The organism is Protaetiibacter larvae (assembly GCF_008365275.1).
GTDB lineage: Bacteria > Actinomycetota > Actinomycetes > Actinomycetales > Microbacteriaceae > Homoserinibacter > Homoserinibacter larvae.
In genome coordinates this window covers 312,000-334,309 of the sequence record NZ_CP043504.1, presented here as the reverse complement: position 1 = coordinate 334,309, position 22,310 = coordinate 312,000, and the positions used below count along the sequence as shown (strand labels likewise).

The 22,310-nt window shown below is 70.9% G+C and carries 25 protein-coding genes and 1 tRNA gene; 8 read left to right on the top strand and 18 right to left on the bottom strand.

Translation table 11 applies throughout. The features are described 5' to 3' along the window. Positions 1-25 precede the first annotated feature (25 nt). From FLP23_RS01550 to FLP23_RS01535, 4 genes are read left to right on the top strand one after another with little or no spacing between them, the layout of a single operon-like run. Positions 26-763 carry a class I SAM-dependent methyltransferase gene (locus FLP23_RS01550; RefSeq protein WP_149324249.1) on the top strand — a complete coding sequence of 246 codons (738 nt, stop codon included), beginning with the start codon at positions 26-28 and terminating at the stop codon, positions 761-763. 22 nt (positions 764-785) lie between these two features. After that, positions 786-1,847 carry a polyprenyl synthetase family protein gene (locus FLP23_RS01545; protein WP_149324248.1) on the top strand — a complete coding sequence of 354 codons (1,062 nt, stop codon included), beginning with the start codon at positions 786-788 and terminating at the stop codon, positions 1,845-1,847. A gap of 48 nt (positions 1,848-1,895) precedes the next feature. Then, entirely contained in the window at positions 1,896-3,248 is a 1,353-nt protein-coding gene (locus tag FLP23_RS01540; RefSeq protein WP_149324247.1) for an FAD-dependent oxidoreductase, read from the top strand. A 23-nt stretch (positions 3,249-3,271) separates the two neighbouring features. Further along, positions 3,272-4,456 (top strand): hypothetical protein, encoded by a 1,185-nt coding sequence (locus FLP23_RS01535; RefSeq protein ID WP_149324246.1) that lies wholly within the window; start codon positions 3,272-3,274, stop codon positions 4,454-4,456. Between the two features lie 9 nt (positions 4,457-4,465). Here the strand turns inward: FLP23_RS01535 and cls are convergent, their stop codons facing one another. Next, positions 4,466-5,932, bottom strand: coding sequence for a cardiolipin synthase (gene cls / locus FLP23_RS01530; protein ID WP_210413914.1), 1,467 nt, complete (start codon positions 5,930-5,932; stop codon positions 4,466-4,468). An 86-nt stretch (positions 5,933-6,018) separates the two neighbouring features. Between cls and FLP23_RS01525 the strand changes: the two genes are divergently transcribed. Further along, positions 6,019-6,438, top strand: a complete 420-nt coding sequence (locus tag FLP23_RS01525) for a hypothetical protein (RefSeq protein ID WP_149324245.1) — start codon at positions 6,019-6,021, stop codon at positions 6,436-6,438. Here FLP23_RS01525 and FLP23_RS01520 read toward each other — a convergent pair. The 5 genes from FLP23_RS01520 to FLP23_RS01500 form a co-directional block, all read right to left on the bottom strand. Continuing rightward, positions 6,401-8,881, bottom strand: coding sequence for a CHAT domain-containing protein (locus FLP23_RS01520; protein WP_149324244.1), 2,481 nt, complete (start codon positions 8,879-8,881; stop codon positions 6,401-6,403). The two genes, FLP23_RS01525 and FLP23_RS01520, sit on opposite strands and share 38 nt — an antisense overlap. 8 nt (positions 8,882-8,889) lie before the next feature. Beyond that, entirely contained in the window at positions 8,890-10,485 is a 1,596-nt protein-coding gene (locus tag FLP23_RS01515; protein WP_149324243.1) for a S8 family peptidase, read from the bottom strand. A 31-nt stretch (positions 10,486-10,516) separates the two neighbouring features. After that, the gene (locus FLP23_RS01510; RefSeq protein WP_149324242.1) at positions 10,517-10,975 is read right to left on the bottom strand and encodes a hypothetical protein; all 459 of its coding nucleotides are present in this window, start codon (positions 10,973-10,975) and stop codon (positions 10,517-10,519) included. Then, positions 10,972-11,583: an RNA polymerase sigma factor gene (locus FLP23_RS01505; RefSeq protein ID WP_149324241.1), complete on the bottom strand. Its 612-nt coding sequence runs from the start codon at positions 11,581-11,583 to the stop codon at positions 10,972-10,974. The genes FLP23_RS01510 and FLP23_RS01505 overlap by 4 nt, the downstream gene beginning before the upstream one ends. 130 nt (positions 11,584-11,713) lie before the next feature. Further along, complete coding sequence (locus FLP23_RS01500; protein ID WP_149324240.1) at positions 11,714-12,202, bottom strand: YajQ family cyclic di-GMP-binding protein; 489 nt, start codon at positions 12,200-12,202, stop codon at positions 11,714-11,716. A gap of 23 nt (positions 12,203-12,225) precedes the next feature. Here FLP23_RS01500 and FLP23_RS01495 point away from each other — a divergent pair, with 23 nt between their 5' ends. Together FLP23_RS01495 and FLP23_RS01490 are read left to right on the top strand one after the other, a co-directional pair. Then, entirely contained in the window at positions 12,226-12,996 is a 771-nt protein-coding gene (locus FLP23_RS01495; protein ID WP_168200345.1) for a lytic murein transglycosylase, read from the top strand. Between the two features lie 109 nt (positions 12,997-13,105). After that, positions 13,106-13,187: transfer RNA gene (locus tag FLP23_RS01490), tRNA-Tyr, on the top strand. 103 nt (positions 13,188-13,290) lie between these two features. Here the strand turns inward: FLP23_RS01490 and FLP23_RS01485 are convergent. From FLP23_RS01485 to FLP23_RS01435, 11 genes are all read right to left on the bottom strand, one after another. Continuing rightward, positions 13,291-13,578 carry a hypothetical protein gene (locus tag FLP23_RS01485; protein WP_149324238.1) on the bottom strand — a complete coding sequence of 96 codons (288 nt, stop codon included), beginning with the start codon at positions 13,576-13,578 and terminating at the stop codon, positions 13,291-13,293. Beyond that, on the bottom strand, positions 13,575-14,777 hold the full coding sequence (locus FLP23_RS01480; protein WP_149324237.1) for a tyrosine-type recombinase/integrase: 1,203 nt from the start codon (positions 14,775-14,777) through the stop codon (positions 13,575-13,577). The genes FLP23_RS01485 and FLP23_RS01480 overlap by 4 nt, the downstream gene beginning before the upstream one ends. Before the next feature lies 1 nt (position 14,778). Further along, entirely contained in the window at positions 14,779-15,432 is a 654-nt protein-coding gene (locus tag FLP23_RS01475) for a recombinase family protein (RefSeq protein WP_149324236.1), read from the bottom strand. Between the two features lie 358 nt (positions 15,433-15,790). Continuing rightward, positions 15,791-16,222, bottom strand: coding sequence for a hypothetical protein (locus tag FLP23_RS01470; protein ID WP_149324235.1), 432 nt, complete (start codon positions 16,220-16,222; stop codon positions 15,791-15,793). A gap of 201 nt (positions 16,223-16,423) precedes the next feature. Beyond that, a complete protein-coding gene (locus tag FLP23_RS01465) occupies positions 16,424-16,972 on the bottom strand; it encodes a hypothetical protein (RefSeq protein WP_149324234.1) in 549 nt (182 codons plus the stop codon). Positions 16,973-17,375: 403 nt separating this feature from the next. Continuing rightward, the gene (locus FLP23_RS01460; protein WP_149324233.1) at positions 17,376-19,457 is read right to left on the bottom strand and encodes a bifunctional DNA primase/helicase; all 2,082 of its coding nucleotides are present in this window, start codon (positions 19,455-19,457) and stop codon (positions 17,376-17,378) included. Between the two features lie 9 nt (positions 19,458-19,466). Beyond that, entirely contained in the window at positions 19,467-19,682 is a 216-nt protein-coding gene (locus tag FLP23_RS01455; RefSeq protein ID WP_149324232.1) for a hypothetical protein, read from the bottom strand. 248 nt (positions 19,683-19,930) lie between these two features. Next, positions 19,931-20,449 carry a hypothetical protein gene (locus FLP23_RS01450; RefSeq protein ID WP_149324231.1) on the bottom strand — a complete coding sequence of 173 codons (519 nt, stop codon included), beginning with the start codon at positions 20,447-20,449 and terminating at the stop codon, positions 19,931-19,933. Between the two features lie 82 nt (positions 20,450-20,531). Further along, complete coding sequence (locus FLP23_RS01445; RefSeq protein WP_149324230.1) at positions 20,532-20,966, bottom strand: hypothetical protein; 435 nt, start codon at positions 20,964-20,966, stop codon at positions 20,532-20,534. Continuing rightward, complete coding sequence (locus FLP23_RS01440) at positions 20,963-21,232, bottom strand: hypothetical protein (protein WP_149324229.1); 270 nt, start codon at positions 21,230-21,232, stop codon at positions 20,963-20,965. Before FLP23_RS01440 ends, FLP23_RS01445 begins: the two co-directional genes overlap by 4 nt. Beyond that, positions 21,229-21,486: a ribbon-helix-helix domain-containing protein gene (locus tag FLP23_RS01435; RefSeq protein WP_149324228.1), complete on the bottom strand. Its 258-nt coding sequence runs from the start codon at positions 21,484-21,486 to the stop codon at positions 21,229-21,231. The genes FLP23_RS01440 and FLP23_RS01435 overlap by 4 nt, the downstream gene beginning before the upstream one ends. Before the next feature lie 143 nt (positions 21,487-21,629). Between FLP23_RS01435 and FLP23_RS01430 the strand changes: the two genes are divergently transcribed. Further along, on the top strand, positions 21,630-21,827 hold the full coding sequence (locus FLP23_RS01430; protein ID WP_149324227.1) for a hypothetical protein: 198 nt from the start codon (positions 21,630-21,632) through the stop codon (positions 21,825-21,827). On the opposite strand, the gene FLP23_RS01425 is transcribed toward FLP23_RS01430, so the two are convergent. Next, positions 21,817-22,203, bottom strand: coding sequence for a very short patch repair endonuclease (locus tag FLP23_RS01425; RefSeq protein WP_149326136.1), 387 nt, complete (start codon positions 22,201-22,203; stop codon positions 21,817-21,819). The genes FLP23_RS01430 and FLP23_RS01425 overlap by 11 nt on opposite strands. Positions 22,204-22,310 lie beyond the last annotated feature (107 nt).

Here is a 22,310-nt window from a genome sequence, read left to right as displayed (position 1 = left end):
ATGGCAGATGGTGAGCAGAGCGGACATGGACAAGCGACCCGACGAGGTGTCGGGGATGTTCAGCGACGTCGCCCGCGGGTACGACCGCACCAACGACCTGCTGTCGGTCGGCAACTCGGTGCTCTGGCGCATCGCCACCGTCAACGCGATCGACCCGCAGCCGGGCGAGCGCATCCTCGATGTCGCGGCCGGGACGGGTACCTCCTCGGCGGCGATCGCCAAACGCGGCGCGACCGTGGTCGCCGTCGACTTCTCGCCGGGGATGATCGAGGAGGGCCGCCGACGCCACCCCGAGCTGGAGTTCATCGAGGCCGACGCCGAGCGTCTGCCGTTCGGCGACGAGGAGTTCGACGCCGTCACCATCAGCTTCGGCCTGCGCAACATCGCGCATCCGCTCGTCGCCCTCGGGGAGCTGTACCGGGTGCTGAAGCCCGGCGGGCGGCTCGTGATCTGCGAGTTCTCGCACCCGCCGAGCGCCCTCATGCGGGCGGGCTACGAGGCCTACCTCAAGGTGGCGCTGCCGCTCGTGGCGAAGCTCTCGAGCACCAATCCGGCCGCCTACCGCTACCTCGTGGAGTCGATCCAGCAGTGGCCCGACCAGCAGCAGCTGAGCAAGTGGATCCGCGGCGTCGGGTTCACCCGGGTCGCGCACCGCAACCTCACCGCGGGTGTCGTGGCGCTGCATCGCGGTCGCAAGCCGGTCGACCCCGCCATCCGCGCCTCCGCCGCCCGTCGTCGCGGGCCGCGGAAGCCCACCACCTGATGCTCGACAGATCGGCCACCTCGTGACCCCGACCCCCTCGCTCACCCGCCGCCGTACCCTGGGTGCCACGCTCGGCCTCGGCGACGCGCTTTTCGCTTCGAGTGAGGAGAAGAGCTTCGCGCGGGCCATCGAGGCCGGGCTCGAGCGTGTCGAGGAGGGGCTGGCCGCCCAGCTGGCGTTCGCCGACGACATCGCGGACGCCGCCGGCCGCTACCTGATCGACGCGGGCGGCAAGCGAGTGCGCCCGGTGCTCGCGCTGCTCACCGCGCAGCTCGGCGACGGCATCACCGACGCGGTCGTCACGGCGGCTCAGGCGGTCGAGATCACCCACGTCGCCTCGCTCTACCACGACGACGTCATGGACGACGCGCAGCTGCGCCGCGGGGTGCCGACCGCTCAGAACGTGTGGGGCAACTCGGTCGCCATCCTCACGGGCGATCTGCTGTTCGCGCGCGCCTCGAAGCTCATCGCCGGACTCGGCGAGCGCGCCCTCACGCTGCAGGCCGACGTCTTCGAACGGCTCTGCCTCGGGCAGCTGCACGAGACGGTCGGGCCGCGCCCCGGCGAGGACCCCATCGCCCACTACCTGCAGGTGCTCTCCGACAAGACCGGGTCGCTCATCGCCTGCGCGGCCGTCGTGGGTGTCGTCTTCTCGAACGCCGACGAGGCGTACCGTCCCGCGGTGGAGGCCTTCGGCGAGCGCATCGGCGTCGCCTTCCAGCTCATCGACGACGTCATCGACCTCTCGACCCAGGTCGAGCAGACCGGCAAGGCCGCCGGAACCGACCTGCGTGCGGGGGTGCCGACGCTCCCGCTGCTGTACCTGCGCCGGGCGGCCGCCACGGATGCGGATGCCGCCGCGCTGCTCGTCCGGCTCGAGGCGGCCACCGCGGCCGAGGCCGACCCTGCCGACTTCGCCGGCGTCGTCGCCGAACTGCGCGAGCACCAGGTGACGCGCGACACGCTCGCCGAGGCGCACCGCTGGTCGGCCGAGGCCGTGGCGGCGCTCGCGGTGCTCCCCGAGGGTCCGGTCAAGAAGTCGCTCACCCGCTTCGCGCAGGCCATCGTCGAGCGCTCGAGCTAGGCGCGCCCCGCATCCACCGCCCTCGGGTCCAGGAAGGAACACCCCCGCATGAAGCTCCGCCTCGCGATCGTGGGCGCAGGCCCGGCCGGCATCTACGCCGCCGACATCCTGCTGAAGTACGAGCGCGGCTTCGACGTGTCGATCGACCTCTTCGAGCAGCTGCCCGCGCCGTACGGCCTCGTGCGCTACGGGGTCGCCCCCGACCACCCGCGCATCAAGGGCATCATCACGGCGCTGCGCGAGGTGCTCGACCGCGGCGACATCCGCATCTTCGGCAACGTGCTCTACGGGCGCGACATCACCCTCGACGACCTCAAGAAGCACTACCACGCCGTGATCTTCGCGACCGGTGCCGTGCACGATGCCGAGCTCGCCATCCCGGGCATCGAGCTGCCCGGCAGCTACGGTGCGGCCGACTTCGTGAGCTGGTACGACGGGCACCCCGACTACCCGCGCACCTGGCCGCTCGAGGCGGAGTCGGTGGCGGTGATCGGCAACGGCAACGTCGCGCTCGATGTCGCGCGCATCCTGGCGAAGCATCCCGAGGATCTGCTACCGACCGAGATCCCGGCGAACGTGTACGAGGGGCTGCAGGCCTCGCCCGTCACCGACGTGCATGTGTTCGGCCGTCGCGGGCCGATGCAGGTGAAGTTCACGCCCCTCGAACTGCGGGAGCTGGGTGAGCTGCGCGACGTGGACATGATCGTGCACGAGGAGGACTTCGACTACGACGAGGGCTCGAAGCGCGCGATCGAGTCGAACAAGCAGGTGTTCGTGATCGACAAGGTGCTCACCCAGTGGCGTCAGCGCGAGGTGGGGAAAGCCTCGCGGCGGCTGCACCTGCACTTCTACGCGAAGCCGCTCGAGGTCGTCGGCGACGAGAACGGCATCACCGCGTTCCGCTACGAGCGCACCGAGCCGGACGGCGAGGGCGGCGTGCGCGGCACGGGGGAGATCCGCGAGGTGCCGATCCAGGCCATCTACCGGGCGGTCGGCTACTTCGGCTCGCCGCTGCCCGGCATCCCCTTCGACAAGAAGCACGGCGTGATCCCGAACCACGAGGGCCAGGTGCTCGACAAGGACAACCGCATCGTGCCGGGCGTCTACGCCACGGGCTGGATCAAGCGCGGGCCGGTCGGCCTCATCGGGCACACCAAGTCGGACGCCATGGAGACCATCTCGCACCTCGTGAAGGACCAGGCGAGCTGGTGGAGTCCCGCCGAGCCCGACGAGGCGAGCATCCCTGCCTTGCTGGCCGAGCGCGGGGTCGCGTACACCGACCTCGACGGCTGGCACCGCCTCGACGAGCACGAGATCGCCCTCGGTGAGCCGGAGGGCCGCGCCCGCATCAAGGTCGTCCCGCGCGAGGACATGGTGCGGATCTCGCGGGACAGCGACTGACGGGCTGACATGATGTCGAGGTGATGATCCCTCGAACACGCGCCGGCGTCGCCGCCCTCGCCGCTGTCCTCGTCGCGACCGCGCTCACCGGATGCTCCGCGTCGACCGCGGGCGAGGTGGAGCGCTACGGGCAGGCGCTCCGCGAGCTCGACGGCGTCGAGAGCGTCGAGGTGGGGATCTCCCGACCGCTGCCGACGTTGGTCGACGCGTCCGTCGACGTCGTGCTCGAGGCGGACGCCGAGGTGCTTGCGGCCGTCGTGGCGACGGCGTGCTCGTTTCCGCGGTCGCCCGACATCCGGCTCTCCCTCGCCGTGACCGCGGGAGCCACCACGCTCCGGCAGCTGGGTCTCGCCTCATGTCCGGGTGACGAGCTCGCCGAGCTGGCGGAGCTCGCGGAGGCGATCGAGGGGACGGCGAGGGCGCCGATCGTGCTCGAGTTCGCGGCGGACGAGGTGTTGAGGCTGTCCGTCGTGGGGGACGATCCGCTCGACGTGCTCCGGGCGCTGGCCACCGCGGCGTTCCCGGGGGACTTCTCGGTCAGCGGCGGCCCGATCGAGTTCGCCACCGGGCCCGGCGCCGAGGTTCCCGCGCTCGCGGAGGACCTCCTCGCGCTCGACGCGCGGTTCCCGGTGCTCACCGCCGCGGTCGCCCCGGACAGCGCCCGGCTGCAGGTGCAGGGCAGCTTTGCGGCGAGTCTCACGGCCGACGTCGCGGCGTTCCTCGAATCGCGCAGCGCCTCCCGGTGGGGCGCGCGGTCCGTCTCGGTCACCGAGGACGGGACGCTGCCGTCCTCGAGCCCGGCAACCGTCCTGCGTGACGCGCTCGCCCAGGAGCTCGGAGTGGCGGGGCTCGCGAACCGCGGCCGGCTGTACTTCGTCGTCGCCGGCCCCGACGCGCTCACGGAGCTCAGCACCGCGATCCAGTCCCGCAACCCGGACGGTGTCGAGATCGTGATCGAGTCGATCGGGGTTCAGCCGCGCTTCGGCCCGGAGCTCGGCACGCCGCTCGCGCTCTCGCCGGACGACAACCCCTACCCGGCCTGGGCGGAGCAGTGGCGGGCCGCGGCGGCGGTGCCCGACGTGGCGAGCGTGACGGTCGGCCGCGGCACCCTCGTCGTGACTCTCGCCGAGGGCGGCGACGTCGGCGCCGTCGAGTCGCTGCTGGCCGACCTCGCAGCGCGCTTCGGGGTCGCGGCGCGCATCGCCTGACCCCGCTCGTCACTGCAGGCCGGCCGTCAGGCGCATGAGGTTGTCGACGATCCGGATCCAGCGGGGGCGCCGCTGCCACTCGTCGAGCGTGAGCTCGCGGCTCACCGCGCGGTAGTCGTCCTCCACCTGACGCAGCTCGCTCAGGAACGGCTCGCCGTGGATCATCACCGAGATCTCCAGATCGAGGGTGAACGAGCGCATGTCCATGTTGCTCGACCCGATGATGGCGACCTCGTCGTCGAAGGTCATGTGCTTGGCGTGCAGGATGGTCGGCGCGGGGTAGAGGTAGATCTTCACCCCCGCCTTGAGCAGCGCCTCGTAGTAGCTGCGCTGCGCGTGGTACACCATGAACTGGTCGCCGATCTCCGACACGAACAGCTCCACGTGCAGGCCCGACTGGGCGGCGGTCGTCACCGCGTAGAGCATCGAGTCGTCGGGCACGAAGTACGGGCTCACGAGCACGATGCGCCGCTGGGCGTTGTAGACGAGCGAGTTGAACAGCCGGAGGTTGTTCTCCACCGAGAAGCCCGGGCCGCTCGGCACCACCTGGCAGTCGAGGTGCCCGTCGCCGACGCGGATGGGGGCGGCTTCGCGCATGAGCAGCTCGTCGGTCTCCGAGTACCAGTCGGTCACGAAGATCGCGTCGATGCCGGCCACCACGGGCCCCTCGAAGCGCACCCAGTAGTCCTTCCAGTGCAGCCCTCGGCGCCGGTTCTTCTTCCGCTGGTACGGGGTCTCGATGACGTTGATCGACCCCGTGAACGCCACCTCGCCGTCCACGACGAGCAGCTTGCGGTGGTTGCGCAGATCGGGCCGCTGGATGCGCCCGTGGAACGGCAGGAACGGCAGCATGAGGTGCCACTCGACGCCGAGCTCGGTGAGCCGCCGGCGGGTGCGTCGATAGCCGGGGTACTGGAAGTTGCCGAGGTGGTCGAGCAGCACGCGCACCTTCACGCCGCGGGCTCGCGCCTCGCCGAGGGCGTCGAAGAACGGCTTCGTGGTCTCGTCGAGCGACAGGATGTAGAACTCGACGTGCACGATCCGCTTGGCCTTGCGGATCTCCTCCACCATGGCGTCGAAGGCCTGCTGGTTGTCCGCCCACATCCGGGCGCTGTTGCCGCCCACGAGCGGCATCGCGCCGAGCGTGCGGTTGAGCTCGACGAGCGGTTCGAGCCAGCTCGGCCAGCTCGGGTCCTTCTGCACGAGCTCGATTCCCTCGGTCGTCTCGAGGATGTACTCGTTCACCTGCCGCTGCTTGCGACGCCGACCGCGGGGCAGCCGTGCGCTGCCGAAGACGAGGAACAGCAGCACGCCGAGATACGGGATGAAGAAGATCGCGAGCAGCCAGGCCATCGCCGTCTGCGGGCGCCGGTTGCGCGGGACGACGATGAGCGCGGTGATGCGCACCGCCAGGTCGATGACGAGGAGCGCTCCGACCGTGACGAGCGTGATCCACGGGGTGGGGTCGTCGTCCACGCGCTCAGTTTGTCAGGTGTATCAGGCGCACCGCATCGCCCTCTTCTCTCGCGACGGAACCGCCCCCCCGCGACCCAGGAGCAGCGATGACCCTCATCCACGAATCCCTGCCGAGCGAGCTCCCCGACGCCCTGCTGTCCGAGTTCACCGCCACGCGGGTGGGCTTCGACTGCCCGCAGCCGCTGTGGGACGACGACACCTCGCCGTTCGTGCTGCTGGAGGCCGCGCTGCGGGCGGGAGGGGCGAGCGGTCGCCTCGTGCGGCTCGTGGTCGCGGGCGGGGTGGTCGTCGGGGCGGAGCGGATCGAGTCGCTGCTCGGCAGGCGCATCCCCGCGCGCATCCGGGATGCCGCGGCCCGTTTCGCGGCGTCGACGGGCACCGCTGCGGCGGCCTTCGGCATCGATCTCGTCGTCGATGACGGGGATCGCTGGTGGTTCGGCGGGGCGACCGCGCTGTCGAATGCGCCGATCACCACCCCGCGCCGCGCACCAGCAGGGGGGTCGTGAGCCCGGTCGTGCGCGTCGCCGCGCTCAGCGCGTCCGCCACGCCGGCGCCGCGCGCGAGTTCGCGGTGCACCGCAGGCAGCAGTTCTGCGGCGCGCTCGTCGCCGACGGCGGCCGGGGCGGCGAGCACGGAGCGCGCCCCCGCGTGCAGCCAGGCGCGCGCCATCCCGAGCGCCTCCATTCCCCAGCGGCTCGCGGAACGGCCGAGCTCGCACGCCGACATGATGACGACACGGGGTACGCTCGCGAGCTGGTCGATGTCGTAGCCGAACCACGGCCCGTCGGCGAGCTCGAAGCCGGAGAACAGCGGATGCTCGGCCGAGTGCCGCCCGTGCGCGGCGATGTGCAGCAGCTCGACGCTCTCGGCGATGCGCGTGACCTCCCCCGCGGTCGCGTCGTGGCGCGCCTGCCGGGCGGGCGGATCCCACGCCTCCGCCGCGTCGGTGATCTCCTGGCGGGCACGCTCCACCCCGGGGCCGGAGGCGAAGCCCACCCGCTGGATGACGGATCGCGCGAGCCGCTCGTCGAGCCAGCGCCGCGCCGACTCGGCGGCCACGAGCGGGCGCCCCGCGAGGGTCGGCAGCATCGTCCACGGGATCCCGGCGAGCGCGCCCGCCGGCGTCAGCACCATCCGCTCGGCGTGCCGCAGCTCGTCGGCGAGCGGCGCCAGCAGGATGCGGTCGAGCGCGGCGAGGCGCGCGGCGAGCGACGCGTCCGCGCTCTCCCGAAGCGGGGCGGGCAGCGTCGCGGCGCTCACGTCGAGGTCGGCGAGCAGCCCCGCGAGCAACCCGACGACCTGCTCGGCGCCGCCCAGCTCCACGATCCGACCGCGCGGGGAACCGCCGGGGGCGAGCACGAGGGCGGCGAAGCGGTCGCCCGTCCACAGGTGGGCGACGAACGAGGCGTCGTCGGCGACGAGTGCCGCGCCCAGCTCGTCGAGCGTCACCGCGTGGCCCGGACCGTCGGCATGCGCGACGTCCGCCCAGTGGATGCGGCGCACCGCGTCGCGCAGCCGCGCCTCCCGGGCACCCGACTCGGGGGTCGGAGCGTCGCGGATCCGCAGCTCGCGCAGCTCCGTGAGGGCCGCGGCGACCCGGTCGTCCGCGGGAGGGCGCAGCGGCACCAGGTTGCCGCTCAGTGCGCGCACCCGCTCCGACCAGGCGAGCACCTCGTCCGGGGACCCCCGGTCGAGCGCGGCGCGCACCCCGAGCACCGCGAGGTGCCTGCCATGCACGGCGGCGCCACCGCGCAGCTCGAGGCTGCCGAGGCTCGACTGCCAGGTCGTGAGGGTCGCGATGCCGTGCGCGGCGGAGGCGATCACCGCGGCCAGGTCGCCGCGTGCCCGCGCGAGCTCGGCGTCGAGATCCTCTGCGCGCACCTGGACGGCGAGGGACGCGGTGGCATCCGGGCGGACCGCGTCGCGGATGGCGGACGCCTCGGCGTACCGCCCGCGGGCGAGGGCCGCGAGCGCCAGTTCGAGGCGCAGCAGTGCGGCGTCGTCGCCGCGATGGATGGCGTCGAGCTGCTCGGCGGTCGCCGCCCCCAGGCGGTGCACCGCAGCCCCGCGGTCGCCCGCGAGCAGCCGGCCGGTCACGACGAGCGCGTCCGCGCGGGTCGCCCAGCTCGCGTTGCCGCGGGTGCGGAACCGCCGAGCCGCCCGTCGGGCCACGGCCGCCGCCTCGGCGGGCGCGTCCAGCAGCAGGGCACGGGCGAGCGCCACCTCCGCCTCCGCCTGCGTCTGCCGCAACCGCCGGGCACCGTAGATCTGCACCGTGCCGCGCAGCAGTCGCGTCGCCTCCGTGCTCATCCCGGCCGCGAGCAGCGCCTCCGCCCGGTCGGTGTCGCCGATCGCACGCATGACGGGCGAGAGACCCCCCAGCACCGAGCCGGCCGCATCCATGGTGCGGATGGCGAGCGCCAGGTCGCCGCGCAGCATCGCCGCGTAGCCCTGGTTGCCGTGCGCCTTCGCCTCCTCCACGGGCTCGCCCGCCCGGCCGAACGCCTCGGCGGCGCGCGCGAAGTCGTGCTCGGCCGCCTCGATCTCGGCGCGATCCAGGCGCACCAGCCCGCGGTTGAGGTACGCGCGCCCGAGGCTCAGCGGTTCGGCGTCCAGCCGCTCGATCGCGTGGCTCAGGTCGCGGATGGCGGCCTCGGCGCGGCCGCGCCGCAGCTCGAGCAGGCCGCGCTGGCTCGTGAGCACGGCACGGGTCTGCTCGCGGATGGATTCCCCGGCGAGCGCCGCGTCGATCGCGGCGATCCCGGCGTCGGGGGAGCCGCGTTCGGAGTCCAGGTAGGCGAGGGTGCCCGCGACGAGTGCGGCGGTGTCCGGATCGGGGTCGCGCGAGGTCGCGGCGATGAGGTCGCGGCGCGCGGCAGCGTGCCGACCGGCGTTGCCGGCCGACACGGCTCGCGCGTACAGTTCCGCGGCGGTGCGGGGTCCCCCCATCCGGCTCCTCAGCGCTGCAGGCGCTCGAGCACGGCGGCGACGGCCGCATGCGCGCGCTTCACGCGCGAGCCCCCGTCGTCGGGATGCTTCTGCAGCTCGGCCGCGATGAGGCCCGCCACGACGGGGGCGGCGAAGGAGGTGCCGCTCCAGAGCGCGAAACCGCCGCGGAAGTCGTCGGGGTCGACGGTCTCGCGCGCGACGCCGTCGAGCGGGTCGGAGCCGACCGGCTGGACGCCGCCCGCGAAGGCCTCGCCACCCTTCGGGACCCCGGCGGGGATCGTGCTCACGATCGATGCGCCCGGGGCGAAGGTCTGCACCCACGGGCCGAGGTTGCTGAACAGCGCGACCGTGCCGTTCGGGTTGCGCGCCCCGACCGAGACGAGCGGTGCGCCGTCTCCGGGGTCGATCCACGGGGCGCCGCCCGCCGGCTCCGGATTCCACGGGCCGTACGCCGCGGGGAACAGCGGCCGCTCGGTGGAGTCGTTGCCGGCCGAGCACACCACGACGACCCCTGCGCGCCGCAGGCGCAGCAGCAGCTCGGCGGTCGTGATGTCGAACTGACTGCGCTCGGGGGTCTCGTGGTAGTAGCCGAGCGAGAGGTTGAGCACGTCGAGCCGCGCACCCGCCTCGACCCGCTCGATGACGCCGGTGAGGGCGTCCACGAGCTCCTGCTCCTCCCACAAGCCGTCCGAGCCGGCGATCCGGATGGGGGCGATCCGGGCGTGCGGCGCCTTCTGGTGCACGAGGCCCGCCACGAAGGTGCCGTGCCCGGAGGCCGGATCGATGACCCCGTCGAGCGGGCCGAGCAGGTCGGGGTGCCGCTCCGGGTCGTCGGCCGGGTCGGTGCGGCCGATCCCGCCGAAGGTCACCGTGTCGACCACGGGGTCGAGCCAGTCGTGCTGGCCGCACCCGGTGTCGAGGATGCCGACCACTGCCTCCTGCGCGGGCTTCGCGGTCGCCGCCGCGGGGTCGGGCCCCACGTAGTCGACCACCTGCCGCCCGCCCGCACCGACCGCCCCGTACTCCTCGATGGGCGAGGACCCGAGGTAGGGGTTGGTGGAGTGGTACGGGTTGGTCGAGTGGTACGGGTTCGTCGAATGGTAGGGGTTGGTGGAGTGGTAGGGGTTGGTCGAGTGGTACGGCGCGACGAACCCGACGTGCTCGAGCCCGACCCCGGGAAGCTCGAGGCCGCGCTCGCGGGCCCGGCGCAGCACGTTCCAGGCGTCCGGGGTGGCGGCGTTCGGTGCGACCGCGCGCAGCCGGTACCGCTGCGTGCCGGGCTCGCCACTCGCCCAGGGGTAGCGGCGCAGGCGCTCCTCGCGCACCTCGGGAGGCTCCGGCAGTCGAGGCGCGCGCTGCCGGCGCTGCGCCTCGGCCGCGGCCTCCGGATCCAGCGCCCACCCGAACTCGGCGACGAGCTTCTCGAGCGCGGCACGCACCGGGTCGTCCGGCGGCAGCAGCGTCGAGACGAGCAGCCGCGCCGGGACGTACCCGGTGGAGAGGGCGGGATCGAGTGCGGCGTCGTCCCGGGTGACCTCGCGCACCACCCCGAGCGGAAGCTCCCGCTCGGCGCGGCGGCGCCAGTTCGACTCGTCTGCGGCCATCGGGGGGTCTCCGATCTTGGGGGGTGGGGGTTCAGACACGGAACTCGCCGGTCACGCTGTGGCCGTCCTCGTCCGCCGGGTGGATGGCGAGCCGGCACGATCCGCTCGGCACCTCGGCGAACTCGAAGCGGCCTTCGGCGCTGATCGGCACGGAGGCGTGCTCGACGCCGTCGATCTCGAGCACGACCCGGCCGGCGCGCGGGGGCGCGAGCCAGCCGTCGATCCGGTGGCGGTCGCCGTCGGTGTCGATGCGCAGCATGAGGGTGATCGCCTGGGCGCCGAACTGCAGGATGCGGGGCGCCTCCCCGCGGACGCCGGCGAGCGTGTGCTCATCGGACACGAGCAGCAGTTCGCGGTACTCGTCCGCCAGGCGATGGGTCTCGAGCGCGACCAGCACGTCCTCGACGAGCCCCTCGGGCATCGGATCGCGTTCCTCCCACAGCTGCCGCAGCGAGGCGAACAGCCGGGCGTCGTCGTTGCTGGGCATCATCCGGCCGCCCCTTCGATCATGAGTTCCCGGAGCTTGCCGAGGCAGCGTCCGCGGGTGGGACCGATGCTGCCGATCGGCATGTGCAGCTCGGTCGAGAGGCTCTCGTAGTCGGGACGCTCGGCGAAGGCGATCACACGCAGCAGCCGGCGGCAGCGTTCGGGGAGCGCCGCGACGGCGCGCCACAGGCGGGCGGACTCGATGCTGCGCTCGGCGGACTGCTCGGCCGCCTCGACGCTGTCGCCCAGCCATTCGAGCGTCTCGTCGGCGACCGGCGCCTGCTTGCCGACCGCCTTCGCGACCCGCCACGACTCCCGGCGCGCGGTCGTGGTCAGCCACGCGACGACGGTGCGGGGATCCTGGATGCTCTCGCGGCTGCGCACGAGCGCGAGCCAGGTGTTCTGGACGACGTCCTCGGCCTCATCCCGGCGCAGGCCGTAGGCGCGCACCACATGCCACAGCACGGGGGAGACGAGTCGCACGAGTTGGTCGATGCCGCCGGCGCGTCCCGCGCGCCATGCGGTGAACAGCTCCCCGGCCTGCGCCCACAGCGGAGCGGACTCTCCGCCATCGGCGGGGCCGGAGCTGCGAACGGACTCCCCCTCGCCCATGGATTGAATCTTCACGGTGAGCCAAGAGCGCCCACAAGCCCCCATTGATACATGAGGTCGCCCCGAAGGGGCGGTTTCGGCCGGGTGGCGCGGTTTCGCCGGTGCCATCCGGCCGAAACCGCGCCAGGGATCAGCGGAAGTTCACGAACTGCAGGGCGACGTCGAGGTCCTTGCCCTTGAGCAGCGCCATGGTGGCCTGCAGGTCGTCGCGGCTCTTCGACTGCACCCGCAGCTCGTCGCCCTGGATCTGCGACTTGACCGACTTGGGCGCCTCGTCGCGGATGATCTTGGAGATCTTCTTGGCGTCCTCGCTCGAGATGCCCTCCTTGATCTTCGCCTCGATGCGGTACTCCTTGCCCGAGGGGAACGGGTCGCCCGCATCCAGCGAGCGCAGCGAGATGCCGCGCTTGATGAGCTTCTGCTCGAACACGTCGAGCACCGCCTTCACGCGGTCCTCCGAGTTGGCCTTCATGAGGATCTTCTCGCCCGAGAACTCGATCGACGCGCCCACGTTCTTGAAGTCGTAGCGCTGCGCGATCTCCTTCTGCGCCTGGCTCAGAGCGTTCTGGGTCTCCATCGTGTCGACCTTGCTCACGATGTCGAATGAGGAATCTGCCATGTCGCCATGGTAGGACGTGGAGGATGCGCAGCCTGCTCCGATCCTTCGGCGTCGTGGCCGCCGTGGCTCTCGGGGTGGCGCTCGTGGCGGCGCTCATCACGCTCGTGTTCGCGCCGCGTCCGGTGGGCTCGGGGTGGCCGGAGCCCGGGGCACCCCCCGAGCCGCTGCCGCGCTGGGCGCCGCCGGTGGCGCCTCCCGTCGCCGCGGCGACCCCGACCGGTCCGGGGGTCGCCGGCCTCGTCGACCTGGAGTGGTTGGGGGCGGCATCGGATGCCACCGGCATCCCGGCCCGGGCGCTCGCCGCCTACGCGGGCGCGGCGATCGTGAAGGCCGCCGCCATGCCGGAGTGCCGGCTGAGCTGGGCGACCCTCGCCGGCATCGGTGCGATCGAGTCGGACCACGCCCGTCACGGCGGCTCGCGGCTCGACGAGACGGGCACCGCGGTGCCGCCGATCTTCGGGGTCGCGCTCGACGGCGACGGGGTGGCGCTCATCCCCGACAGCGACGGCGGCGAGATCGACGGCGACCCGGACGGGGACCGCGCGGTCGGTCCCATGCAGCTCATCCCGCAGACCTGGCGCAACTGGCACGTCGACGGCAACGGCGACGGCATCGAGGATCCGCAGAACATCGACGACGCGGTCGTCGCGGCCAGCAACTACCTGTGCCGGGCGAGTACCGCCTTCGACACCGAGGAGGGCTGGCGCACCGGGGTGATCTCGTACAACTCGGCGACCGACTACGTGGGGCGGGTGGCCCGTGCCGCGATCCGCTACGGCGACGCGGTCGCCTGAGCCGCCCGCGGCCGGCCGACCGGTACGCGCGTGGTCCCGGCGCCCCGTCCGACCTTGTATCCTTGAGGGGCGCGTGCGGTTGGTGAACACACGAGTCGGGCGCGCACACGGCGAGTTACCCAAGCGGCCAAAGGGATCTGACTGTAAATCAGCCGGCATAGCCTTCGGGGGTTCGAATCCCTCACTCGCCACCCACAGGAAAAGGCCCGGTAGCACTGAGTTCTCTCGGTGCACCGGGCCTTTGCGCTGCGACAGGGCGGTTCACGATCCCCTCCGGAACCCCTCGTCCGCCGTTCAGTGGTCGGGCCTGTCGCGTGGCTCAGTCGTCACGTCGTAGCCGTGCTCGATGTCGAGGTTGAGCGCTTCGACTGCGCGCAGCCAACCGCCGTTCCCTGCGCGCATGAGTGCTTCGAGCACGTCGGGGTTGACGAGGTCGGCCCAGGCCAGCAAGCGCTCGGGCGGTTCGCGGAGCAAGTTCACTAGCAACTCGCGATAAAGCGCCTCCAGCGCGGGCTGGAGCATTGCGACGTGCTCCGCGAAGATCGCGCGGGCGTTGGGGTTGCCGCACTCGTAAGCGGTCATACCTCCGCGGTCCTTCCGATGCGCGGTACGGGCGCAGCCGGGGGTGCGGTCGCGAGAGCGTCGAGGCGATCCATGTCGGCGACGGCTGATCCGTTGAACAAGTGTGTGTAGATCGAGTCAGTCGTGTTGATGTTGGCGTGACCCATCCACCTGGACACCTTGCGAATGTCGATACCCTGTGCCGCGCACGCGCTTGCGTAGAAATGTCGCAGGTCGTGCCAACGTGCGGGCTGGATGCCGAGCCGTGCCAGAGCGGGGGCGAAGTGGTTCCGGTACACGGAACCGACGTTGATCTGTCGGTCGTAGTCGAGTGGCGCGCGGGTCTCGCCGTAGCCGCCCTTCCGCCGTCCGGGCCACAGCGCCGCCTGCGGATCAGTGCGGTGCGGGTGCTGCGCGAGGTACGCCCGCAGTTCCTCCAAAACGGATCGCGGCAGAGGCACGTCGCGGGTCGAACGTGCGGACTTTGGGGTGCCAAAGGTCCAGCCGTCCTTACCTCGTGCGACCGTTCGGCGCACCTCGACATGCCCGCGGAGGAAGTTCACGTCCCGGATTCGCAGCGCGGCGAGTTCTCCGGCGCGCAGGCCGGAGTATGCAGCCACCCTCACCAGCAGGCCGTAAGGCGGCAGCGCGTCCAACTCCGACGCGACCGCGGCCACCTCGTCAGGTGCCAGAAACACCATGTCGTGCGGGTGAAGGCGCGGGCGCTCGACGGGCGCGCAGGGGTTGGCCGGGATGAGGCGGTGCTTGACTGCGTACGAGAACACCTTGGTCAGCGCGACGAACGCGCCCCGGACACTCGCGGCTGCGTAGGGTCGTCCCGTCTGCAGTGATGTCTTCCGCTGCATCTCGGACATCCACTTCTCGACGTCCATCGACGTAATCGTGTTAATGCGCCGCTGCCCGAAGGTCGGGAAGATATGCAGGCGGTACGCGTCCTCGTAGCCGCGCAGCGTCTTGGGCTTGAGTCGGTGGGCGCTCGCCGCCATGCTTGCGTCGGCCACGTCCTGGAACTTCTTGCCGAGTCGAGACATGTGCGTCGTGGTGCCGTTGTCGCGGCGTTCGATCTTGAGTTCAACGACGAACTCCCGGGCCGTTTCCTCCGTGGGGAAAGTGCGTTGCTTGAATGTGCCTCCCGGCTCCCGCCACCGGCACTCCCACGCCGAACCGTCCTTGCGGGCTACCTCTCGAACGTGCGCCATGTCATGCCTCCTGAGGGGTGCGGGCCGCGCTGGCGTAGGCGCGGCGGACGGTGGACTCGTGCCAGGTGTCGAGGCCGGTCGGGGTGAGTACGCCGTCGGCGGTGAGCGTGCGGGCGATGCTGTCGAAGGAGCGCCCCGCGTCGCGGTCGAGGACGATGCGCCGCAGCACGCCTGCCGGGATCGCTGACTTGCGCCCGTTGTGGAGTCCGCGTGCTTTGCGGGCGGCGAGGGCTTCCTTGGTGCGGGAGGAGATCATCTCGCGCTCGTACTCTGCAAACGTCGCCAGCATCTGCGCCATCGCCCTGCCGCCCGGCGTGGTGAGGTCGAGGGCGTTGTCGAGCACCACGAGCGCCCAGCCGGTGCGGGTTGCGTCGTCGATGATCGCTGCGGCGTGCCGAACGCTGCGGGCGAGCCGGTCCAACTTCGCCACCATGAGCGCGTCGGCTTGGTGGGCGTCGAGCATGTCGAGCGCTCGCCGCAGGTTCGGGTTCACGTGCTTCCCGCTCGCGCCGAGGTCGGCCAGAACCTCGTATGTCCAACCGCGCCGCTCGCACTCGGCTACGGCCTGTGCGGTCTGCGCCTCGACGCCCAGCCCGGACGCGGCCTGTTCCTCGGTGCTGACCCTGACGTAGATCAGGCAGTGCTTCGCGCTCATCGTGTGGCCTTTCGGCGCTGCTCGGGAGTCCCACCCCTACGCGGGGAGCCGGAATCCTTCCGGGTGAGGTTCTGGGTGGCACCGGCTGTGGGGCTGGGCCAGTTCGCACCGTCGCGGCTCGCCCCGTTGACCGTGCGCCACCCGTTCACCCGCTCCCTCGGCAGGAGCGCCACGAGCGGCGCGCACGCCGGACACGGCGGATGGACAGTGGTGAACCCGTTCTGACAGCCCCACGCCAGTTGCGAGGCGCACCGGATGCACAGCCCGAAGTCCAAGCCGCGCTTCTTCACCGCTTCCCAGCCCGACGCCTCGGACGCCGTCTCAGGTGCGGACTTGTGGACGTTCACGGGCCGGTCGCTCACTGGGCACCGTCCGTGAGGTCGATGTGGCGCTGCTGCGCGATGACCACGCCCTCAGCGGTGGCGACCGTCGAACCCTTCAGCGGGCGGCGACGGCTCGGCGCGGGTGCGGCCTTGGTCGCCTTGCCCTTCGGCGCGGGCTTGGGCTTCTCGACCTTCGGCTTCTCGACCTTCGCTGCGCGCTCGGCGCGGCGCTGCTCTCGGGCGACCTTCTCGGCGGCGATCCGCTCGGCCTGTGCCGCGAGCCGCTTCTGGTTGCCGGGCGATTTTTTGAAAGCCCCACGCAGGGCGGAGCCGAGGTAGACGCTCATCGGGTCGACGTCGTAGCCGGTCTGCTCTTTGAGCCAGCGGCAGTAGTCGAGAATCAGCGCGGTCGGCTCGGCGGGGACGCGGTGCGCGAGCGGGGCGGTGGTGGGCTTCTTCGGGGCCATGATCGGTTCCTCTCTGGGTCGGTTGATCCGGCGGAAGTCCGAACCGGACGGTTCCGCCTGAGGAGGAACTCTCCTCGAACAAATATTCGAATGGCAACACGGCCCGGTTTCCGGCGTTTGCGTGGTCGGAGAGCGCGAATGAGGCCCGCGTACTCGCGTGGGCCGTTCGCCCAGGAGCGGCCAATCCTGTGTGGCGCATGGTCATGCCCGCCGCTGGTGGCGCTTCTTCGGGGCCAGCCCCTCGCGCTGAACGAGGAACCGCTCGCGCCCCTTGGTCAGCGCCTCGTCCCGGCTCCGCACCGGCTGTCGGTCGCGCGGGTCGTCCTCGATGCTCGGCTGCGGTGGAGTCGGGGTACTGCGCTCGGCGCGCTGCTCCTGGAGGAACCTCTCGCGTCGGTGCGCGTTGCGCTCGGCGTCGTCCATCTCCGTCTCGCGGGCACGCTGCACCGGCGCGGGTGTCTCCACGATCTCTGCGTCGATGACGTTCGGGTCGGGGAGCGCCGCCTGGCCGGAGAAGAACTCCCACGAGCCGTCCAGGGCGTCATCCCAGTCGGCGGGCTTGGGGCCAGTGATCGGCACCGTGGAGGCGAGCACGACGTTCGCGTAGATGTCCTCGGGCGACTGCTTGATGCCAACGGCGACGTCCACATCCACCGCCTGGCGCGGGTTGAGGCCTGCGCGGTCGAGGATGCCGAAGATCGCCTGCACCTTGGTCGCGTCGGACGCGGTCTTGGAGAGTGCGATTCTCACGAGTTCACCCGCGACCGAATCTGCCGCCATGAGCAGACGGAGGGCTGCTGCGCGCTTCACCTGGGGTGCGGCTCCGCCGTGTGTGCGGCAGACGTTGCTTCCGTTGATGGCGTGCTTCCGACAACGCGCGCCGTTCTTCCTGTGCGCTGTGCACTGCCCTTGGAAGGGTGCGGGCGTTGAAAGGTCGGTCATGTCAGTTCTCCATTTCTCGAGATTCGGTCGAACCCCGCCGGGCGCCGGAAGGAGGTACGCGCTCGGCTGAGGGCTTGTGATCGTCCCGACCGCGTAGGCGTCCGGACTTGGGCCGACCGACGACCCAACCCGCGGCCTACTACTACGTAGGGCCGCGGTCGGGTCGGGTCGTTGTCCCAACCGGGGTCGGGTCGGGTCGGGTGCGGTCGGGTCACTTCTCGGCCCCTTCCGCGAGGTCGGCGAGGGTGTGCAAGGTCGCCTTGCGTGGGCCGGGTTCGGTCGCGACGACGCCTCGCTCGACCATCGACGCGAGCGCGGCCTTGATGCCGTCCGAGCCGACGCCTTGCCCTTGGGTTGCGGCGACGATCTGCGTGGTGGACTGTCGCGGTCGGGTGGCGAGAACGTCGAGAATCAGCGCCTCCGCGTGGCTGGTCTTCACTTCGTGGGCTGTGGTTGCCTCCGAGAGGCGATGCGTGACCTTCGACGTCCAGGCGGCGCGATCCTTCCGCGAGGCGTAGTCCAGAGCCGACATGCGTTCCTCGGTGTCGAACGCGAGCGAGCGTCCGATCTGCACTGGGCGGAGGATCACCGCGCGGGGCGACGTGTTCTTGACCTTCTCCTGCACCACGCCGACCATGTCGCCGTCGATGCGCTCGACGCGGATGTGCGAACCGGACAGCATGCGGAAGTGGTCGGTGCCACGAGCGCGGGAGCCCTCGGCGTTGGTGTGGACGATCACGAGCACGGCGATGTCGAGGTACTTCGCAACGGCGTTCAGGCCGAGCGCGAGGTTGCGGTTGCCGTCCTCGTTCTCGCTGCTCGACATGTAGAGCGCCGCGGGGTCGATCCACACGAGCACCACGCGCTCGCCGGTTGCGGCCTCCATGCCCCGCACCGTGCGGACCAGCGCGGCGGCACCCTCCGGCGTCGAGAGGTCGAGCGGCACGTCGAGCGCGCGGAAGGCGGCCATATCCGGGTTTCCGTGGTGCTCGTTCCACGCGACGATGCGGGCTTGGAGCTGCTGCACGCCCTCGGCCTCTAGCAGCAGCACCGCGCCCGGTGCGACGTCGTGACCATGCCAGGGGATGCCCGCGCGGACGGCGTTCTGCAGGTCCTGCCCGACGAACGTCTTGCCCGAGCCGGGCTGGCCGAACATCGACGTGAACATGCCCACCGGCAGCCACGGCTCCACCACGTACCGCAGCGGGGGAGCGGTGAGGATGTCGTCCTCCGACAGCAGCGCAGCGGTGTACTCGGTCTGCGGTGCCCCGAGGTCGAGGAACGCGGCCTCCATCGCCGTGGCGACCTCGTCCACGCCAGCCTCCGGTGCTGACCGCAGGCGCTCCATCTCCGCGAGCAGCGCGTCCACCTTGCCGCATCGCAGCAGGTAGTCGGACACGTCTGCGCCGTCGCCGCTCAGCCCGAGCCGGGCGAGGTCGAGCACGTGGGCATGAGCGCCCGCGGCCTTCGCGCGGGCAGTGAACTTCTCCGCACCCTTCCGGCCCGCGTCGTCGTTGTCGTAGGCGACCCAGACCTCACGGCCACGGAGCGCCGACAGGTCGGGCGGGGGAGTGCCCGCGCCGCCCGTGCCGGTGACGACGGCGAGGCGACCTGCGGCCTCCTGCCACACCAGCAGCGCGTCGAGTTCTCCCTCGGTCACGACGACCGGGAGCGAGTTGCCGGCCAGCGTCTCGGTGAACGCGAGCACTGCCGGTGATCCGTGGCCGGGCAGGTTGAGCATCTTGCGCTTCGCGTTCGGTGCGTGTGGCAGGTAGCGCCGGACGTTGATGCACCGCCCGCGCACATAGATGGGGATCGTGACGCGCTCGCCGTCAGCGCCTACGTGGAAGTGGGCGAGGGTGTTGGGGTGCAGGCCGCGCTCCTGCGTCAGGAAGTCGAGGAAGTCGGCGCACTCGCCCCGCATGAACTTGTCGTGCCAATCGAGCGGCTTGTGCTGGTCTTCCAACGGCGGCGGCAGAGCGGGCTTCTTCTTCGCGGTCGACTCCCGGCTTGCAGAGCCGCGAATCTTGACGCCCAACTGTTGCGTGAGCGCGAGGATCGACCCGCCCTCGCTGCACTTGCCGAGGCAGTGCCACTTGCCGAGCCTGGGGTTGATCGATGCGGACGGCGTCCGGCTCTCGCCGGGCACCTCGCAGATCGGGCAGAACATCCGCATCTCGCCGTCGCCGGTCGGCTCGGGCTGCGTGATGTAGTCCCCGAGTCGGCTCGCGAGCAGCGCAGCGGGCGTGTAGGTAGTGACGACGGGTGGCCGTCGTCGGCGCACGGTTGCCATGTGCGCGATCTACTTGTCGGCGTCGCTGCGGCTGCCGAGAATCCACGCGCGGATGTCGGCGTCCGTGAACAGCACGGTGAGGCCAGGCTTCACGCCGTGGAGCCGCCCCGCTTGGTGTGCTCGCCGCGCCATGCGCTCGGTCACGCGGTAGGTCTGCGCGACCGGGTGCTCGGGGAGTTCGCGGAACGTCCAGGTGCGCTCCGGCTTCTCCTTTTGCGTCTTCATGTTGTCTCCTTCTCTTGGTGGGTTGGACCCGACCGCGGAGACGACAAAGACCCCGGATCGGGCCACATCTAGTGGCCGTCACTTCGGGGTCCTTTCCCTGTTGACGCAATATGGAGTTGTTGACCTGAGAGACGTTACCCGGACCGCGCCGGGTCCATCCGGCTAGGGTCACGCCCGCTCAAAGCGGCTGAGAGAAGTTTACCGTGGGGCGCGGTGGCGCCGCTCGAACCAGCCTCTCGTCGCTCGGTTTAGCGATTGTGGACATTTGCGTTTCCGGATTCCCAGAAGCGCAACTCGTCGAGTCGGTCGCAGAGCCGAAGCCGGAGCCATTGACGTGTCGTGCCCGAGCAGGGCGTGTCGAGCCAGACCTCGATGAGGTCGCGGCGGTCGAGTTCTTCGAGCAGGTGCCAGCCGCGGGCGGCGTGGATGAGTCCGAACGGGTGGCCGGTGAAGAACACGGCGTGCAGGTTGCGGGCGACGGTGTGGACGCTCATGCGGTCGAGCAGCCCGCGCGCCTCGTAGACGCGCAGCCGTGCGACAGCCTCGTGCAGTAGGCCAGCGCCCTCGACAGATGGGCGGAGTGTGATTCGGGCTGTCGCGCGCTCGGTCGTCGTCAGTAGCCGGGTGGCCTTCGCCGCCTCGCTGCTGATGGTGACCGGCTCGTGTCGCGTGCCGGGTTGCAGAGCGCGCTCGTGGTAGTCGTAGAGCACCGCGCTCGGCGGCGTGCTGGGCGAGGCGAGTAGCCTTCGGTCGTCAACGTGAGTCATTGCGTTGCCTCTCTTTCAGTGGGTTGTTCGGTTGAAGACCCGCCGCCGACGACATGGCTCGAACGGCGGCGGCGGGTCAGCCTTACTGGACCCGAATCCCCGGCTTGAGGGTCGGGTACTTCTGCACGAGCGCGAGCCACGTTCCGTAGACGTCGCTCAGCCGCCCGGCGTGCCACTGGGCGGTGCGCTCGGCCACGTTCAGCGAGTCCGCCAGCGCTTCAGCCTGAGCGCGCACGCGGTTGAACTCGCGCAGCAGGTCGCGAGACACGTTGCCGTCCTCGGCGGCGGCGCGGAACCGCGAGTTCAGATCGGCCACCGCTGCCACGGCCTGACTTGCCAGCCGGTCGCCCTTGTCGGCGTCCGCCCGTGCTGAGGCGACGACGCCGCGCTCGTACTCTGCGACCCGGTCGAAGACCTCGCGGTCCACGCGCTGAACGTTCTCTCGCTCCTCGGCGGTGTTGTCGTACTTGAGGTGCCGCGCCGCGACTCGGGCTTCGTGCGGGTTGGAGATGGTCATCGCAGGCCTCGATCCGCGTTCTCGTTGAGGGCTTCGCGGAGTCGAGTGCGGTTCGCCTCGCGGCGCTCCTGCTCGTCCAGCGCCGAGACCAGCGCATCCTCGGTCGCAGCGATCTCGTCGCGCAGCCCGCGGGCGGTCTGTCCCCAGTGCGCGGCGCGGGTCGCCATCTGCTGGGCGATCGAAGATGCCGCGTGGTGCTCGGGGTAGGGCGGCAGGTCGACGCTCGGCGGCGGTGCCGCTCTCCGCTGCATGCTGCTCATGGTCATGGGTTGTCCTTTCTCTGGGATGCGAGGCCCGGGCCGCGCGTCGGTGTCGGTTCGATCAGGTCGGGGTGGTCAGGCGGGAGCACGCCCTGCGCTGCGAGATAGTGCGCCAGTGCCGCGCGCACGACGCTCGCCTTGGAGACGCCCGTGCTGAGCACGAGTTCATTCATGGCGCGGTCGAGCGCAGGCGTGATGCTCGTTTCCAACGGCACCCACGACCCCGGCTTCGGCCCTCGCTTGGCGTGAGTATTGCTCATGAAATAACTTTACCGGGGTATGCGTTTCGCCCGCTTGAAATGCCCGCTATCGCAATATCCATGCCTGTATGGAGATATGAAATGAGCGATGTGGATTACCCGCGGCGCGCGGCGGAATGTGGGCGCGAGGGACGATAGAGGGCATGACCGACAAGCCCAACTACCGGCAGCCCGGAGGCACTCCGACTGAGTACGGCGGACGCTCCGGCGACAACCGGCGCACTCCCACCGGGCGTCTGCTTCCCGGCTCCACCGGCCAGCAGGCAGCCGATCTCCGCCGCGAGGCGATCCGCACCGCCAACCCGTCCCGCCGAGGATACGGACAACGCCTCAGCCGGTAGCCGCCCGGCGCATGTCGATCAGCGCGCGCACTCGGAATGCGACCTCGGCTGGATCCTCATGGCTCCAGGCGCGGAGCGGGTACCAGCCCTGCGCTCGCAGCAGCTTGTCTGTGTCCGCGTCTCTGCGACGGTTGGCCTCGATCTTTGGACCCCAGTACTCGACGCGGGACTTCGAGGCGACGTGGTGTTCGGGGCACCCGTGCCAGAAGCACCCGTCGATGAACACTGCGACTCGTTCCCGCCGAAACACGAGGTCGGCGCTGCGCCGGAGGCTCGACAGTGGTCGAGCGTTGACCCGGTATCTCAGTCCAAGCGCATGCGCCGCGCGACGCACCGCCAACTCCGGTTTGGTGTCGCGGGAGCGGTTGCCTTGCATCACGTGGCGCACTCGCGGCGATACTGATGTCGGAGGCTCGGGGTGGACCATCACTCCTCCCTATCGAACACATCTGCGATCTTTGCACCTGGCCGACCCCAATACTC

Bases quoted from the DNA above. Each gene is read 5' to 3' on its own strand.
- FLP23_RS01550 (WP_149324249.1), top strand. From the start codon at position 26: ATGGACAAGCGACCCGACGAGGTGTCGGGGATGTTCAGCGACGTCGCC.
- FLP23_RS01540 (WP_149324247.1), top strand. From the start codon at position 1,896: ATGAAGCTCCGCCTCGCGATCGTGGGCGCAGGCCCGGCCGGCATCTAC.
- FLP23_RS01535 (WP_149324246.1), top strand. From the start codon at position 3,272: ATGATCCCTCGAACACGCGCCGGCGTCGCCGCCCTCGCCGCTGTCCTC.
- FLP23_RS01525 (WP_149324245.1), top strand. From the start codon at position 6,019: ATGACCCTCATCCACGAATCCCTGCCGAGCGAGCTCCCCGACGCCCTG.
- FLP23_RS01520 (WP_149324244.1), bottom strand. From the start codon at position 8,881: ATGGGGGGACCCCGCACCGCCGCGGAACTGTACGCGCGAGCCGTGTCG.
- FLP23_RS01515 (WP_149324243.1), bottom strand. From the start codon at position 10,485: ATGGCCGCAGACGAGTCGAACTGGCGCCGCCGCGCCGAGCGGGAGCTT.
- FLP23_RS01510 (WP_149324242.1), bottom strand. From the start codon at position 10,975: ATGATGCCCAGCAACGACGACGCCCGGCTGTTCGCCTCGCTGCGGCAG.
- FLP23_RS01505 (WP_149324241.1), bottom strand. From the start codon at position 11,583: ATGGGCGAGGGGGAGTCCGTTCGCAGCTCCGGCCCCGCCGATGGCGGA.
- FLP23_RS01500 (WP_149324240.1), bottom strand. From the start codon at position 12,202: ATGGCAGATTCCTCATTCGACATCGTGAGCAAGGTCGACACGATGGAG.
- FLP23_RS01495 (WP_168200345.1), top strand. From the start codon at position 12,226: ATGCGCAGCCTGCTCCGATCCTTCGGCGTCGTGGCCGCCGTGGCTCTC.
- FLP23_RS01485 (WP_149324238.1), bottom strand. From the start codon at position 13,578: ATGACCGCTTACGAGTGCGGCAACCCCAACGCCCGCGCGATCTTCGCG.
- FLP23_RS01480 (WP_149324237.1), bottom strand. From the start codon at position 14,777: ATGGCGCACGTTCGAGAGGTAGCCCGCAAGGACGGTTCGGCGTGGGAG.
- FLP23_RS01475 (WP_149324236.1), bottom strand. From the start codon at position 15,432: ATGAGCGCGAAGCACTGCCTGATCTACGTCAGGGTCAGCACCGAGGAA.
- FLP23_RS01470 (WP_149324235.1), bottom strand. From the start codon at position 16,222: ATGGCCCCGAAGAAGCCCACCACCGCCCCGCTCGCGCACCGCGTCCCC.
- FLP23_RS01460 (WP_149324233.1), bottom strand. From the start codon at position 19,457: ATGGCAACCGTGCGCCGACGACGGCCACCCGTCGTCACTACCTACACG.
- FLP23_RS01455 (WP_149324232.1), bottom strand. From the start codon at position 19,682: ATGAAGACGCAAAAGGAGAAGCCGGAGCGCACCTGGACGTTCCGCGAA.
- FLP23_RS01450 (WP_149324231.1), bottom strand. From the start codon at position 20,449: ATGACTCACGTTGACGACCGAAGGCTACTCGCCTCGCCCAGCACGCCG.
- FLP23_RS01445 (WP_149324230.1), bottom strand. From the start codon at position 20,966: ATGACCATCTCCAACCCGCACGAAGCCCGAGTCGCGGCGCGGCACCTC.
- FLP23_RS01440 (WP_149324229.1), bottom strand. From the start codon at position 21,232: ATGACCATGAGCAGCATGCAGCGGAGAGCGGCACCGCCGCCGAGCGTC.
- FLP23_RS01435 (WP_149324228.1), bottom strand. From the start codon at position 21,486: ATGAGCAATACTCACGCCAAGCGAGGGCCGAAGCCGGGGTCGTGGGTG.
- FLP23_RS01430 (WP_149324227.1), top strand. From the start codon at position 21,630: ATGACCGACAAGCCCAACTACCGGCAGCCCGGAGGCACTCCGACTGAG.
- FLP23_RS01425 (WP_149326136.1), bottom strand. From the start codon at position 22,203: ATGCAAGGCAACCGCTCCCGCGACACCAAACCGGAGTTGGCGGTGCGT.